We start from the raw sequence: 14,412 nt of genomic DNA on the forward strand, positions 1-14,412 counted from the left end.
AGCAGGCCGCCATTTATGGTTAAGAGAGGTATTCCTGATGGATGTCATCGTTTTGATAGAGAGAAACGTCGATGTTTGATGTGCGGGTAGATTCAACCCACCATTTAAATCATTTATTAAAACGCCGTTTCTTAATATGTCAACACAACATAGCTTTCATATTCCTGTCATGGGTTTGGGTTTTACGATGGAAACACCCATTAAAGTAGCGCGCTTTGGGATTTCATCGGTTATATCCATCATTGAAGATGAGCTAATGGAGCGCCTTCGTGAGTTATACAGTCCTTGGGTCAATGAATCGTTTATTCCAATTACCACTCAGGTGGAAGATTGGCGCGCCAAACGCATTCAATCTTACCTAAATCTGGTCAATCGGATTGTGAAACAGCAGGTTGAAACCCTGAGAAACCTGCCGTTTGCACTTGGAAATGAAATTGTAAAGTATTTTGAACTCCTGCCTGAGAACTCAGCAGCCAAAGTGCTTTATCAAAAAATGATGCAACTCGAAGAAGGAGAAACCAAACAGCAATTGCAACAACAATTGCGTAGTGAGATCAAAGCCGGTTCGATAGACGTTAATATCATGGCGAAGGTGGATAGAAATAATTATACCAAAGCCGGAGAAATGCTTCCCAAAGAATTTTCGGATGCTCTTTCTAGTTTGCGGGGTTTTGCACAAAGTGATCTGGAATCGTCGGTGGTTTTTTCCGCCGGTTATAATCCACGCCTGTATGGTTACATTGATTCATTCAGCGACTTTTTCCCTGATGCCGTAGGTTACTTAAAGAAGAAAATCGTGCTGAAAGTAAGTGATTATCGCTCAGCTCTGACGCAGGGAAAAATACTGGCAAAAAAAGGTCTTTGGGTATCAGAGTTCAGAATTGAATCAGGATTGAACTGCGGAGGTCACGCGTTTGCTACGGATGGTCTTTTGTTGGGACCTATTATGGAAGAGTTCAAATCCAACCGTGAAGCACTGGCAGCAGAGCTATGGACAATGTGCAATCAGGCACTGACCGCCAAAGGAATTGCTGTTTTTGAAACGCAGCCGGCCCTTCGTATTACAGTGCAGGGAGGCATTGGTACGGCCAACGAAAATGCCTTTTTATTGGATCATTATCAGGCAGATGCTACCGGCTGGGGAAGTCCGTTTTTGCTTGTTCCCGAAGCAACAAGTGTGGACGAAAGTACGCTTAACGCTTTGGCTACGGCCAAACCGGACGATTACTACCTGAGCTATGCGTCACCGTTGGGTATTCCGTTCAATAATTTTCGAAAAAGCTCGGCGCAGTATCAACTGGCAGCGCGTATTGCCAAAAATCGACCCGGAAGCCCTTGTTATAAGAAGTTTTTGGTAGCCAATACAGAATTTACCGAAATACCTATTTGTGCGGCTTCGCGCCAATACCAGCATTTAAAGATCAATCAACTGAAAGACCGGAACCTTTCAACGGAAGAATATGAACAACAATTGGCTGAAGTGACCGAAAAGGATTGTTTATGCGAGGGACTTGGAGCTTCGATGTTATTGAGTGAAGGCCTCAAACCTGCTCATAACCTTAAAGCCGTCACGATATGTCCCGGACCAAATCTGGCGTATTTTTCGGGAATATTTACGTTACAGCAGATGGTAGATCATATTTACGGTCGCCTCAACTTGCTCAATTCGGTGAAGCGTTCCAACTTTTTTGTGAATGAACTCAAGATGTACGTAAAATACTTCGACGATGAATTGAAGAAAAACAGGAACAGCCTGACAACTAAAAAAATGCGCTACCTGCAATTGTTCCAAGCGAATCTCCTGCAAGGCATCGCGTATTATAAAGAACTCATTCCGTCGCTCAGGAATGAGGCGGAACGGTATTTGGAAGAGATGAAAGAAGAATTGAATCAGTTTGAATATACCTTGAAAAATGTGCAAATGCCTGTTTTGGCAGAAGTATAGTGTAGGATATATTGGTATAAATTTTAGAGCATTTGAAAGGTCGGGTTGTGAGCAGCGGCGGACAGTGCAGTCCTGTGCAGAGGGTTGCTCACAACCCGACCGGTCATCTTTCTTGGGATTTGTCCCGATCTGTAACCCTATTTTAAAGACGTTACTTCGTCTGGTTTTTCATGAGCTTTGCTTCCAATACCTTCATATAATACCCGCCTACTACTGAGCGAGCGGTGAAGCCTACACGTTTACCGTCGGTGGTTTCGTGCCAGTCGGTAAGGGGTGTGCGGGGTTGGGTTTCGTTGGCAAATTTCCAAAGAGGAGAAACAAACGCCTGAAAGTCAGCAGGAGATTTAGTCAATACCGCTGTCCATAAAATCCAGTCTGATTTAGTATATGTCTTCCGACTGTCGAGTGGGAGGCCGTATTTTTGCTGCATTTTGAGGTAATACTTGATTTCTTTTGCCGCTACTGAAGTTGAGAAAATGTTAAGGTTCAACAGTTTGTCCCAAACAATATTATACTTCTGCGACCATGTATTGCCTTTGTCAAACGTCAGGGCGTAGTGATCGCCTACGTCTGCCATTGTCTGCCAGCGGGTGGCCATATCGCGGGCCAGCGCAAGGTATTTTTTGCCCGTGGCAGCGTCGCCTAATTTTTGAGCGAGTTGTCCATAAGCGGCAATTCCCAATATGGCTTTGATGGAGAGGTTGGCGTTGCGCGCCAAATGTCCCGCAAAATCGTCGGTACAAAGTTGATTGGCAGGATCAAATCCGTCTTTTTCGAGGTATTTTACCCAAGTAGAAAGCGTAACCCAGTGTTTTTTTGCAAAATCCGGTTTTCCTTCTGCAGCCGCCACGGCTGCCGTAAGCAATAACATATTTCCGCCTTCTTCCACGGGCATATCTTCAGGATAGGTCTGACCATTGGCGAGTGGATAGGTGCCTACGTCGTGCGCGGGGAAAGGTTTGGTCCATTGCCCGTTTTCGCTGTAATCAAAAATAGGACGCAGCATCCCTTTCATTAATTCGGTATTGTACGCCAAAAACAAAGGTGCCGATGGATAGGTTACGTCCACCGTTCCAATAGAGCCGTTAGAGAAATTCTCCTTTGAAAAGAACAGCAGTTCGCCGTTGGATTTAGCGACTATTTTGTGCGCGGCAATGGCCTGACGATATCCTAACTTACACAAGTCAGCGTATTCTTTGCCGCCTGCTTTCAACGCATCCGTTTCTATTGTTTTGTCGAAAGCTATACATTTTGTTTGGACTTTATCGTAGTCTTTTTCGGCAGAGGCCAAGAGTTGCTCAACGGTCACTTTGCCCGTTCGATTCCACCAGGGACGTAAGTTTTCGCCAAAATATTGCACGGAAAACAAATCATCGTACGCCACTAATACGTGCTGTATTTTGTTGATTTTTTCCACTTTTCCTAAATCAATAACGGCGCTTATCGCCAGATCCGAAGCTACTCCTGAGGAGGTATTTGCGGAAGAATTTTGACTTTTAACAAAGTTTTCTTTCAAGGCCGAGAAGTTGCCGGTTGTAAGTTGAGCTTTCGCAGTTTGGGAAACGGCTAAGTAAGCATAGCCCCAATCAATGCGTACATCATCGCCTTTGGTTTTCAACATCGGTTGTTCTTTCGTGCCGATAGACGACCATTGCAAACCCGAACCTTTGCCGCTTTGCGCTACCACTTCCTGATTGGGCAGGTTGGTGGCGATGGCGCCGGAAAGACCCATGAATAGTTGTACATCATGCGATTTGCCGTCGTTGGAATGAGCATCAAACGTGACATAACTCACCGGGCGGGCAGTTACTTCGAGGTCATTCAATAGCAGTGGTGACAGAAAACTGAGCGCTAAGTTAACTCCCCCCGCTTTGAAATTGTAAAAGGTTTTAGTAGCCGTTAGTCCCGCACTTATTTGCTCGGCGGCAGGCAGTGGCGCTTCTTTGATCTCCTGCGATAAACCCATATCAATGAACGCGTTGCCGCTGGTATGAAGGGCATAGATCATCAGGATATTCTGACCTTTTTTGAGGGTTTCCAATGCCTTCGCAGGGATAACATACGAACGATAATCCTCGGCTACGTTGTGGTGTTCAAAGACCGGAACGCCGTTGAGAAACACTTCCACTTCATCGTTGTAAGCAAGCATAAGTCGAAGCGCATTGAGATCAGCAGCTCCATCCCAATCAAATATTCGCCGGATCCAAACGCCGCCTTTGGTCCAGGAGAGGTGACAGCGGTTGGCGTGAGAACCGAAAGGAAGGCGTCCTGTTTGCCATTTTGAATCGTCAAAATTGTTTTGTTTCCATGCCTCGGTCGGAGCGTCGAACGTATATTTGACCGATACATTGGCATCGGCACCTGTGGGTAAAAGAGATCGGTATTTGATCGGTGTGGCACCTAAAAACTGATAGGATTTTCCATCCACGCGTATAATTCCTTCCATTGACTGCGGCTTGCTCGTCCAATGTGTGGTGGCTACGTCTGTCAGACGATCGGCTTCCGACCAGATGCTGAAATACGGGTCATGCGTAATGAGCGGATAGGCCGGCGGACGGAGATCTTGGGCATTGAGGGTAAGCGTGAAAAGTGTTGCGAAAAAAATAGAAAAGCTAAATACTTTGCTGAAATCCGCAAAAACTCGATTTTTGAGTATCATTGTTCTGTGATTGATTTTGACATTTTTAGATGCGCGTCAATCTTTAAAAACATTTATTTTCCGGTTTTACTCAATGAGAGATACAATCACGCCCCTTTCCGTCCAAAACGCCGAACATTATACGTGGGGAAATAATTGCGACGGTTGGCACCTGCTGAAGTCCGATAGCCTGAGTGTGATTCAGGAACGAATGCCGCCACATACGGCCGAGCAGTTGCATTTTCACCAAAAGACCCAACAGGTTTTCTATATTCTGTCGGGTATCGCCACATTTCTGATCGATGGCCAAACGCACCGTGTAGGTGCCAATGAAAGTATTCATATTCCCAACCAAATTCCGCATCAGATCAGCAATGAGCAGGAAATGGATTTATGTTTTTTGGTTATTTCAGAACCCAAATCCCACGGCGACCGCGTCAATTTGGGCAGTTGAGGTTTAAGAATGTCTCCGTTGAAGTGGTAGCTTGGCATAACATTTTAGTCCCGCTTTAGAGAAATCAACGTTGCGTTATTGCAATGTTGGTTGATGAACTTACTGCCTTTTTACAGTTTTAACTAATAAAAGATCATGGAAGAACTACTTGTTGAACAATTGATAACCAAAAATATCATTGCCATTTTTAACGGTTCCGATAAGCATCAATGGGAAACCGTTCGACATAGTTTGGCCGATGAAGTGTTGCTGGATTACTCTTCAATGAGCGGGCAACCTGCCGCTCCAACTAAGGCTGATGATATCATTGCGGCATGGAGTGGTTTTCTGCCCAAATTTGCCTTTACATTGCATTTCCTTTCCAATTTTGAAATTCATATTCAAGGCGGCATAGCTAACGTTTTTTGCAAAGGCTCCGCGATCCATCACTTACCAAATGCGGAAGGCGGCGATGTATGGAAAGTGTACGGAACCTACGAATTTGAATTGGCAAAACTGGGTGAACAATGGAAAACCACGAGTCTGAAATTTAACTTGCTGTATCAGGAAGGAAATCTGAATCTTCCCGAACTGGCTGCGAGGTAAATTCAACTTTACTTATTCCATCCACCTGAAAAGCTTTTTCGCACTCTTTCCGGTGAATCGCCGTGCCATTTTTTGAAGCAATGAATAAAAGCGGCGGGTTCTGAATAGCCCAAAACGTAGGAAATATCCGAGACTGAAAAACGATCATGGCGAATGAGCAACGCAGAGATCTGACGTTTGAGGTCATCTGTGAGTTGGCGAAAAGTGACGTTTTCATCGCCCAGTCTGCGTTGAAGCGTGCGCGGAGTTAGATGAAAAGCGTCGGCAATCATTTCCAGATCAGGCAATTCGGGGCGTGCCATGTGGAGAGAAGCGATTTTTACTTTATTACTGAAACTTTGCTCGGCTTTTAAACTTTCCAGCAATTTAAGGTATTCAGGAATCAAAATATCCAATTGAAGGCGGCTCTTGTCCTGCAACGTGGCCTTCAAAATTGTTGCTGTAAAATCCAATGAAAACGAAAGGTCATGATTCCAAGGCGAAGGGTAATCTACCTGATAATAAGGAGAATACAGTCGTATTTGTGCCTGCTCGGCAGTCATCATCGAAAGTTCGCGGCTCATGACTGTTAATGCATATTCCAAAATGATGCGATTGAGCAGCGATTTATTGTTATTGATGTTAAGTTGAATAACTGCCGAAGTTTCATTAACGGCAGTTTTAATCTCAATGATCGGAAAGGTTGTATTCAGATACGTTTGCAAATAATGCAAAGCCTCTTCCACAGTGGCAGCTTGGAGCGAAATTCGGTAAATCAGGCCCAACGCATTCAGATTCAGAAACTTCCCCAAATGAATTCCCAACGAATCGTCATCATTGTTTTTGACAACATATTCCAGTACAGCATAAAAATCTTCCTCACTCACAACCGCTGCTTCCGCAAAAAAATCATGGGGTGGATGTTGCATCAATTGAGTCATAACGGAAAATGACACCCCTTTCCACCGGGCATATTCCATGATGCTGTGCAGATGTAATGCGAGTAATTTCATTTTGTCGTAAAATATCAATAGCGAGTTTCAGGACAAATCTACATTTGCTACCGAATTAAACAATTGATAAAACATGACAACGTTAAAAAATGTATTGCTTCTCAATGGCGTCAGCTCGGGCGCTACAGCACTTTTGCTCATTCTTTTTCCAAATGCCATTGCCAATATTTTTGGCATCACATCTACCTTGCCTTTTGTTGGTGTAGGGGTATTTCTGTTGGTTTTTGCGGGATTGGTTTTGTTCGAATCACGTCAGCAACCGTTGCGTGTAGGAATGGTAAAATTTGTCATCGTGCTGGACATTCTTTGGGTGATCGACAGCCTTGTGATCGTAGCTCTTCAGCTGTTTGGACTGTCGTTTTGGGGTGACCTGCTTATCGGTGGTGTGGCTCTGTGGGTAGCCGCTATGGCATTTTTACAACAAAAAGGGCTAAAATCCATACAGATGGCCTGAGTTTTCAGAACGCTGATTGATATGAGCTAACATAAAAATCGTAATAATCAGCGTTCTATTTTATTGAATATTTGCTAAGGCAACTATTGCCTTAGCATTTTTATTTTGTAACTTAGCGCATACTTTTTTGTATCTTACTAAGAAAAGTCATGCCTATTTATCATAAACTCGGCAAAATTCCTCCCAAGCGGCATACGCAATTTGAGAAGCCCAACGGAGGACTGTATTACGAACAACTGTTTGGTACGATCGGCTTCGACGGAATGTCGTCATTAATGTACCATATTCATCGGCCTACGATGGTCAAAGAGATTTTGTCCGAGACGGATGTTTCGCCCAAAATTGCGGTTGAGAAAGGCATCAAAGCGCGCTTATTGAAAGGCTTCGAAGTACCGCCCAAAGATGATTATCCGGAAAGTAGAATACGGTTGTTGGTCAACAATGATGTTCATATCAGTTTGGCCGCACCGCGACACTCATTGACGACTTATTTCTATAAAAATGCCGATGCGGATGAGCTGTTATTTATTCATCGCGGTTCAGGAAAATTGCGCACTCAATTCGGAAATATTTCCTTTGAATACGGTGATTATCTGGTCATTCCGCGCGGAATGATTTACCAAATTGACTTTGATTCAGAAGATAATCGGCTGCTCATTGCAGAATCATTTCATCCGATCTATACGCCTAAACGCTACCGAAATTGGTTTGGACAGTTGCTTGAACATTCACCTTACTGCGAACGTGATTATAAGCTTCCCGAAGAACTCGAAACACACGATGAAAAAGGAGATTTTGTAATGAAGATCAAAAAGCAAGGCAAGATCTACGAAATGCTTTATCCTACGCATCCTTTTGACGTGGTCGGGTGGGACGGCTATAATTTCCCTTACGGTTTTTCTATTCATAACTTTGAACCCATTACCGGCCGTATTCATCAGCCGCCGCCTGTGCATCAGACGTTTGAAACAAGTGCGTTTGTGGTGTGTTCGTTTTGTCCGCGCTTATATGATTATCATCCCAAAGCCATTCCGGCGCCTTACAATCATTCCAACATTGACTCCGACGAGATGATCTACTACGTGGATGGCGATTTTATGAGCCGTAATAATATTGAACAGGGACACATTACGCTTCATCCGGGCGGTATTCCGCACGGCCCGGCGCCCGGCGCGTACGAACGAAGCATCGGCAAAAAAGAAACCATTGAACTCGCCGTCATGATCGATACATTCAAACCTTTAATGATCACCGAAGAGGCGCTGAAAATTGACGATGGGCAGTATTACCGAAGTTGGTTGGAGTAAAATTATCAAGCTAAAAGCGTCGTTTTTCGTTCATGTTTCAGTACTCATCCAATCCTTTTCTTTATGTGGATTTCCATTGATAAAAACTCCGATTTTTCCATTTATAATTTGCCTTTTGGCATTTTTTCAACGTCAAAAAGTGCTAAAAGAGTTGGTGTAGCACTTGGCCCTTGGATCATTGATATGCCGAAATTAGCCGATCTGGGCGCTTTTGGGGGTATTGATTTCGACAAAAGTGTTTTTAAACAAGAGTTTCTTAATGATTTTATGGCTACCGGCAAAGCTGTTCGAGTGGGAGTGAGGCAGGTTTTGCAGCAAATTTTTGAAGATTCCTGCAGCCCTTTTAAAACGTATGCGTCAGATTTTTTGATCCCTCAAAAAGATGCGGTTTTACATTTGCCCGTCAAAGTGGGCGATTACACTGATTTTTATTCCAGTGAGCAACATGCCTTCAATGTAGGGGCCATGTTCCGTGATCCTCAAAACGCTTTATTGCCTAATTGGAAACATTTGCCGGTGGCCTATCATGGACGAGCTTCTTCCATTTATGTTTCAGGTACAAACTTCCATCGCCCCAAAGGACAAACCTGCCCGGATGAAACGCAACCGCCCATTTTCGGCCCAACCAAACGCCTCGACATTGAATTGGAAATGGCGACCATTATTGGCACAGGTAACGAGATCGGGGACAGTATTTCGGTCGATGAAGCGGAAGATCATGTTTTTGGATTTGTGCTTTTCAATGATTGGTCGGCGCGGGATATTCAGAAATGGGAATATGTGCCATTGGGGCCTTTTTTGGCGAAAAACTTCTTTTCGTCGGTTTCGCCATGGGTAGTCACGCCGGAGGCTCTGGAGCCTTTCCGCGTGCCTGCAACTGAGCAAGCTCCCGAAGTTTTACCGTATTTAAATGGGCAAAACCGTCAAAACTTTGATGTTACCTTAGAAGTGTATCTTCTGCCAAAATCAGAAAATCAGAATTCCGAATATCTTCTCTGTCGTTCCAACTTCAAAAATATGTATTGGACGGTGGCACAACAGATAGCGCATCACACGGTAAATGGGTGCAATTTGAATGTAGGAGATATGCTGGCTTCAGGCACAATTTCGGGTAAAGATCCCGACAGTTTTGGGTCGTTACTGGAATTGACTTGGGGCGGCAAAAATCCCATTACCTTTCCGGATGGCTCGGTACGGAAGTTTGTGGAAGATTATGACACGATCATTATTCGTGGATTTGCTCAAAAAGGAGAAATCAGAGTCGGGTTTGGAGAAGTAAAAACGACTATCTTGCCGGCCAAATAAAAAAGTGTCATGCTTACTATCAATCCACAGGACGTTCCTGTTCCGGTCATTCATCATTATTTGCAGGGAGCGGTGGCCCCGCGCCCGATTGCCTTTGCCAGTACGGTTGACAAAGACGGAAATGTTAACTTAAGTCCTTTCAGTTTTTTCAATTTGTTTGGTACAAAACCTCCTACGCTCATTTTTTCACCCAATCGCCGCGTGCGCGACGCTACCAATAAACACACCTTCGAAAATGTGCAGGAAGTGGACGAAGTTGTGATCAATATGGTCGATTATGCCATGGTAGAGCAAATGTCGTTAGCGAGTTGTGAATATCCACGAGGAACGAATGAGTTTGTAAAAGCAGGATTTACGGAAGTGCCTTCACAAGTGGTAAAGCCGCCGCGCGTAGGAGAATCGAAGGCGGTTTTTGAATGTAAGGTAAAGCAAATTATTTCATTGGGCGAAGAAGGCGGCGCGGCCAATTTAGTGATCTGCGAAGTGTTGTTAGCACACTTTTCAGAAGATATTCTGGACGAGAACGGGCGCATTGACCAACGCAAAACCGACTGGGTAGCCCGCATGGGCGGCGATTGGTACGCACGCGCATCGGGAGAGGCGCTGTTCGAAATTCCCAAGCCAAGCACTCAAAGAGGCATTGGCGTAGACAACATTCCTGACTTTATCAAATCCAATCCGGCATTTTCCAAGAATGACTTAGGACGATTGGGGAATATTGAACAATTGCCTCAATTGTTTGAAATAGAAGGCTTTAAGAGTAATAATTTAGGGGGAGATTTTATTCTGTTGGCAAAACAGTTTCTTCACGAAGGAAGGCTAAAAGATGCTTGGCTGGCGTTGTTGGCGCAGGGATAAAATGTATATTATTGTTTTTAAGAAGGCAAATCATTATTTTTGAAACTAACAATTTTAGTAAAGCAATGAAAACGGCTGAAAATACTTCTTCAAAAATGCCATCTAAGGGTTTGATGCTTGTGCGTAGATTGGCAGCTGAAAAACGTGAAATACAGCGTCAAATGCAGGAAGAATTTGCCACTGATCCACAAATTCAAAAAGTAGTAATTGAATTGGAAAAGAGAAGTAAAGAAACATCAGCTTAATGAGGAAAGAGTATGATTTTGCAGTACTGGAACATGATAACCTTCGATATGTTTTTCGTACTGCTCACAGTGTTTTTTATGAAGTAAGATTTAAAGCTACTCCTTATCTGTTTGAAAATAAAGCAGAAATTGCTGATCAAATTTATGAATTAGTGATAGAAAGGATAAAAACTCCTGTTACTAAAGTTCCTCCGGATATTTTGATCCCAATAACAGTTGCCGCAATCTGTAAAGATTTTTTTAGTCATCAACAGGAAAGAATATTACTATATCTCTGTGAAACAGCAGATTTCAAACACACAGCACGAGCTAAAAAATTTGATGGTTGGTTTAGAGAATTTAACGACAGCCAATTTCTAAAGATAGATGCTCAGATTCCGGATACGGATGTCACCCACTATCTTTCTCTTATTTTTCGCTGGGACCACCCTTATCTTCAGGAGATTATAACAGAGTTTAAATTACTTGCCAATAATTATGGACCTGATAAATAGATCAGTTACCTAAGACAAACTATGAATAGTTATTACGAGTCAGCGCCTTTTACCAAGGTAAAATTAAATCTGTACTCGTTTGAAAGCCCTTTTTGCCTCCGCTTTTCTATTTATAATACATTCGGTGTCGGTCATGGCGGTTTCTCCTTTGCAGCCGGACCGGCTTACCTGCGAATATATTGATAATCCTCTTGGCATTGATACTCCCAAACCACGCTTAAGTTGGACGCTAACAGCTTCAATAAGAAATCAGCGACAAACGGCGTATGAGCTTATTGTAAGTAAAAATCTCAAAGAAATCTCCCAAGGCAAAGGTGCTGTATGGAACAGCGGTAAAGTAACCACAGATCAAAGCCTTCATATTGAATACAACGGTCAGGCACTGCAATCTTTTACGCGTTATTATTGGCGGGTTCGGGTATATGATGCCAACGGTGAAGCCTCTGCGTGGAGCCAACCGGCATGGTTTGAAACGGCCATGCTTACCTTGGCTGACCGGCAGGCAAAATGGATCGGTGATGGTAGTAAACAGTTTGATCGCGACGAAGATTTTTATCAAAATGACCCGATGCCGCTTTTTCGTCGTACGTTTAAAACGAATAAAAAAGTAGCCTCTGCTCGCCTATACATCTGTGGTTTAGGCTATTATGAAGCTTATCTGAACGGCCAAAAAATCGGTAATAATGTACTTGATCCCGGTTGGACAGCCCACCGAAAACAGGCTTTGTATGTAGTGCATGACATTACTGCGTTGGTACGTTCCGGTAATAATGTTGCCGGAATAATGCTCGGCAATGGCTGGTACAATCCGCTTCCGCTGCGGTTGTTCGGTCGCTTTAATCTGCGCGATGTGCAGCAAACCGGTCGGCCGTGTGTGAAGGCCGAACTTCGAATAGTGTATACGGATGGTACAACGGAACGCATCAAGACCGATGAATATTGGCAAACAGCTCCCGGCCCCGTTGTGCGTAACAATGTGTATTTGGGCGAACAGTATGATGCTCGTTTGGAGCAGACAGAGTGGCTCAGCCCTGAGGCTAAACTGACAAATTGGAAAAATGCCGTTGTTACAAATGGCCCTGACGGCGAATTATCTGTGCAGATGCAACCTCCGATTCGAGTGACGGCCGTTGTGAAACCGGTGCGTATCACTGAACCTAAAACGGGAGTGTATCTTTTCGATCTGGGGCAAAATTTTGCAGGCGTTGCCCGCATCAACGTTCAGGGCGCGGCAGGTACTAAAATTACATTGCGTTATGGTGAAGATGTCCATCCCGACGGAACGTTGAATTACCTAACGACCGTGGCGGGACAAATCAAACAGATATGGAACCTTAAGGGCGGGCCGGGTGCTCCACCAACCGCTTGGCAGGAAGATAGTTACATCTTAAAAGGACAGGGGATTGAAACGTGGGCACCGCGTTTTACTTTTCACGGATTTCGATATGTAGAAGTGACGGGGCTTACGCAAAAGCCAACGCTCCAGCTATTGGAAGGCTTACGCATGAACAGCGACTTAGCTTCGAATGGTGAATTCAGTTGCTCCAATGCCATGTTCAATCAATTGGATAAAACCGCTCAATGGACTTTTTTGAGTAACGTTTTCAGTGTACAATCCGACTGTCCGGGCAGGGAAAAAATGGGCTATGGAGCTGATATGGTCGTAACTACCGAAGCTTTTATGTACCATTTTGACATGGCCAATTTTTACCGTAAAGCCGTACGCGATTTTATCAATGACCAACGTCCTGAAGGAGGAATGACCGAAATAGCCCCAAATACGGGCATTGATGACCGAGGGTTGGGTGACAAATCCGGGCCTTTAGGTTGGCAGTTAGCCTTCCCATTTTTGCAAAAACAATTGTACGAGTTTTACGGAGATCTGCGCGTTTTGGAAGAAAGTTATCCTGCGTTGGTGCGCCAAATCGCGTTTTTGCGCAGTAAAGCCGACCAAAATCTGTTTCATTGGGACATCAGCGACCACGAAGCCATTGACCCTAAACCGGAAGCTTTTACTGCCTCGGCGTTTTATTATCATCACTTGCAATTGGCGGCCGAATTTGCCGGTCTTTTGGGTAAAAAAATAGATTCTACGCAATACGCCAAAGTAGCGCAAACTGTCAAAAGTGCAATTATTCGTAAATACCTGATTCCCGGTACAGGTCGCTTTGACAACGGTACGCAAGCTGCCCAGCTATTTGCACTTTGGTATGATTTCACGCCCGAAAAAGAAGCCTCATTGAATGCGCTTATTGCCGAATTGGAGCGGCACCGATGGCATGTATCAACGGGGATTTTCTCGACAAAAATGTTTTTTGATGTGATGCGTCTGCAAAAGCGAAATGATCTGGCCTACCGTGTGGCTAACCAACGGGATTATCCAAGTTGGGGGTACATGCTTGACAAAGGTGCTACAACACTTTGGGAAACATGGAAGTATCCTGACAATGCACCGTCTCAAAATCATCCCATGTTTGGCTCGGTCACAGAATGGTTTTATCGTTCTCTGTTAGGGATCAATGCTGCCGAAGCAGGCTTCCGAAAAATACTGATCAAACCGCAGCCAACCGCCGATCTCACCTGGGTTAAAGGCAGTTATAACTCCGTAAGAGGAAAAATAGGAAGTGAATGGAAGACTGAAAACGGGCATTTTATACTAACAGTTTCCATTCCCGCCAACACAACAGCCGAAATTTGGTTGCCTGCCAAAAACAAAAGCAGCATCACCGAAAACGGGCAACTCATTGTCGATACGGTTGCATTACGGTTTATAAAATACGAGAATAACTTTGCCGTTTTTGCAGTCGGGTCAGGGACTTATTCTTTTACTTCTGAGATGGAGAGATAAAGATGAGCACTTGGGTATTCAAAACAGGATTGTCCGCTCCAAAAAATGCCGGGTATTTTTCAATCTGAGGAATACCCGGCATTTTAGGGTTATCGCCATAAGGAAGCATTGTCAGCCAAGTCTGTTTTATAATATTTTCAATTTTGGAAAAAATAGATATTTAAAATAAAAACTATTTTAAATATAATTTTTTGAAGTTTTAAAAACTGAAAAAATTATATTTAGCAAAAAACGTACCTAAATTTTCAAAAAAATGAACAAAAAAATAAGGTATTGAGTTTTATTCA

At 43.8% G+C, this 14,412-nt stretch carries 12 protein-coding genes; 10 read left to right on the plus strand and 2 right to left on the minus strand.

The window, feature by feature from the left end:
* The first annotated feature begins 136 nt into the window (after nt 1-136).
* Nucleotides 137-1,945 (plus strand): hypothetical protein, encoded by a 1,809-nt coding sequence (locus ACQY73_RS26365; RefSeq protein ID WP_428656891.1) that lies wholly within the window; start codon nt 137-139, stop codon nt 1,943-1,945.
* A 151-nt stretch (nt 1,946-2,096) separates the two neighbouring features.
* Here the strand turns inward: ACQY73_RS26365 and ACQY73_RS26370 are convergent, their stop codons facing one another.
* The gene (locus ACQY73_RS26370; RefSeq protein WP_428656893.1) at nt 2,097-4,604 is read right to left on the minus strand and encodes a glutaminase domain-containing protein; all 2,508 of its coding nucleotides are present in this window, start codon (nt 4,602-4,604) and stop codon (nt 2,097-2,099) included.
* Nucleotides 4,605-4,677: 73 nt separating this feature from the next.
* Between ACQY73_RS26370 and ACQY73_RS26375 the strand changes: the two genes are divergently transcribed.
* Entirely contained in the window at nt 4,678-5,037 is a 360-nt protein-coding gene (locus tag ACQY73_RS26375) for a cupin domain-containing protein (protein WP_428656896.1), read from the plus strand.
* Nucleotides 5,038-5,172: 135 nt separating this feature from the next.
* Nucleotides 5,173-5,622 (plus strand): nuclear transport factor 2 family protein, encoded by a 450-nt coding sequence (locus ACQY73_RS26380; RefSeq protein ID WP_428656898.1) that lies wholly within the window; start codon nt 5,173-5,175, stop codon nt 5,620-5,622.
* 8 nt (nt 5,623-5,630) lie between these two features.
* Here the strand turns inward: ACQY73_RS26380 and ACQY73_RS26385 are convergent, their stop codons facing one another.
* Complete coding sequence (locus ACQY73_RS26385) at nt 5,631-6,614, minus strand: helix-turn-helix domain-containing protein (RefSeq protein WP_428656901.1); 984 nt, start codon at nt 6,612-6,614, stop codon at nt 5,631-5,633.
* A gap of 73 nt (nt 6,615-6,687) precedes the next feature.
* Here ACQY73_RS26385 and ACQY73_RS26390 point away from each other — a divergent pair, with 73 nt between their 5' ends.
* The 7 genes from ACQY73_RS26390 (at nt 6,688) to ACQY73_RS26420 (ending at nt 14,125) form a co-directional block, all read left to right on the plus strand.
* On the plus strand, nt 6,688-7,068 hold the full coding sequence (locus ACQY73_RS26390; RefSeq protein WP_428656904.1) for a hypothetical protein: 381 nt from the start codon (nt 6,688-6,690) through the stop codon (nt 7,066-7,068).
* A 149-nt stretch (nt 7,069-7,217) separates the two neighbouring features.
* Nucleotides 7,218-8,375: a homogentisate 1,2-dioxygenase gene (locus tag ACQY73_RS26395; RefSeq protein ID WP_428656906.1), complete on the plus strand. Its 1,158-nt coding sequence runs from the start codon at nt 7,218-7,220 to the stop codon at nt 8,373-8,375.
* 63 nt (nt 8,376-8,438) lie between these two features.
* Nucleotides 8,439-9,680, plus strand: a complete 1,242-nt coding sequence (gene fahA / locus ACQY73_RS26400; RefSeq protein ID WP_428656909.1) for a fumarylacetoacetase — start codon at nt 8,439-8,441, stop codon at nt 9,678-9,680.
* A gap of 9 nt (nt 9,681-9,689) precedes the next feature.
* Nucleotides 9,690-10,538: a flavin reductase family protein gene (locus ACQY73_RS26405; protein WP_428656912.1), complete on the plus strand. Its 849-nt coding sequence runs from the start codon at nt 9,690-9,692 to the stop codon at nt 10,536-10,538.
* A 65-nt stretch (nt 10,539-10,603) separates the two neighbouring features.
* Nucleotides 10,604-10,783 carry a hypothetical protein gene (locus ACQY73_RS26410; RefSeq protein WP_428656915.1) on the plus strand — a complete coding sequence of 60 codons (180 nt, stop codon included), beginning with the start codon at nt 10,604-10,606 and terminating at the stop codon, nt 10,781-10,783.
* Complete coding sequence (locus ACQY73_RS26415) at nt 10,783-11,277, plus strand: DUF6169 family protein (RefSeq protein ID WP_428656918.1); 495 nt, start codon at nt 10,783-10,785, stop codon at nt 11,275-11,277. The genes ACQY73_RS26410 and ACQY73_RS26415 overlap by 1 nt, the downstream gene beginning before the upstream one ends.
* Nucleotides 11,278-11,356: 79 nt before the next feature.
* Complete coding sequence (locus ACQY73_RS26420) at nt 11,357-14,125, plus strand: family 78 glycoside hydrolase catalytic domain (protein ID WP_428656920.1); 2,769 nt, start codon at nt 11,357-11,359, stop codon at nt 14,123-14,125.
* Nucleotides 14,126-14,412: the final 287 nt, after the last annotated feature.

The sequence above is a fragment of the Runella sp. genome (assembly GCF_965279615.1).
In the GTDB taxonomy this organism is placed as follows: domain Bacteria; phylum Bacteroidota; class Bacteroidia; order Cytophagales; family Spirosomataceae; genus Runella.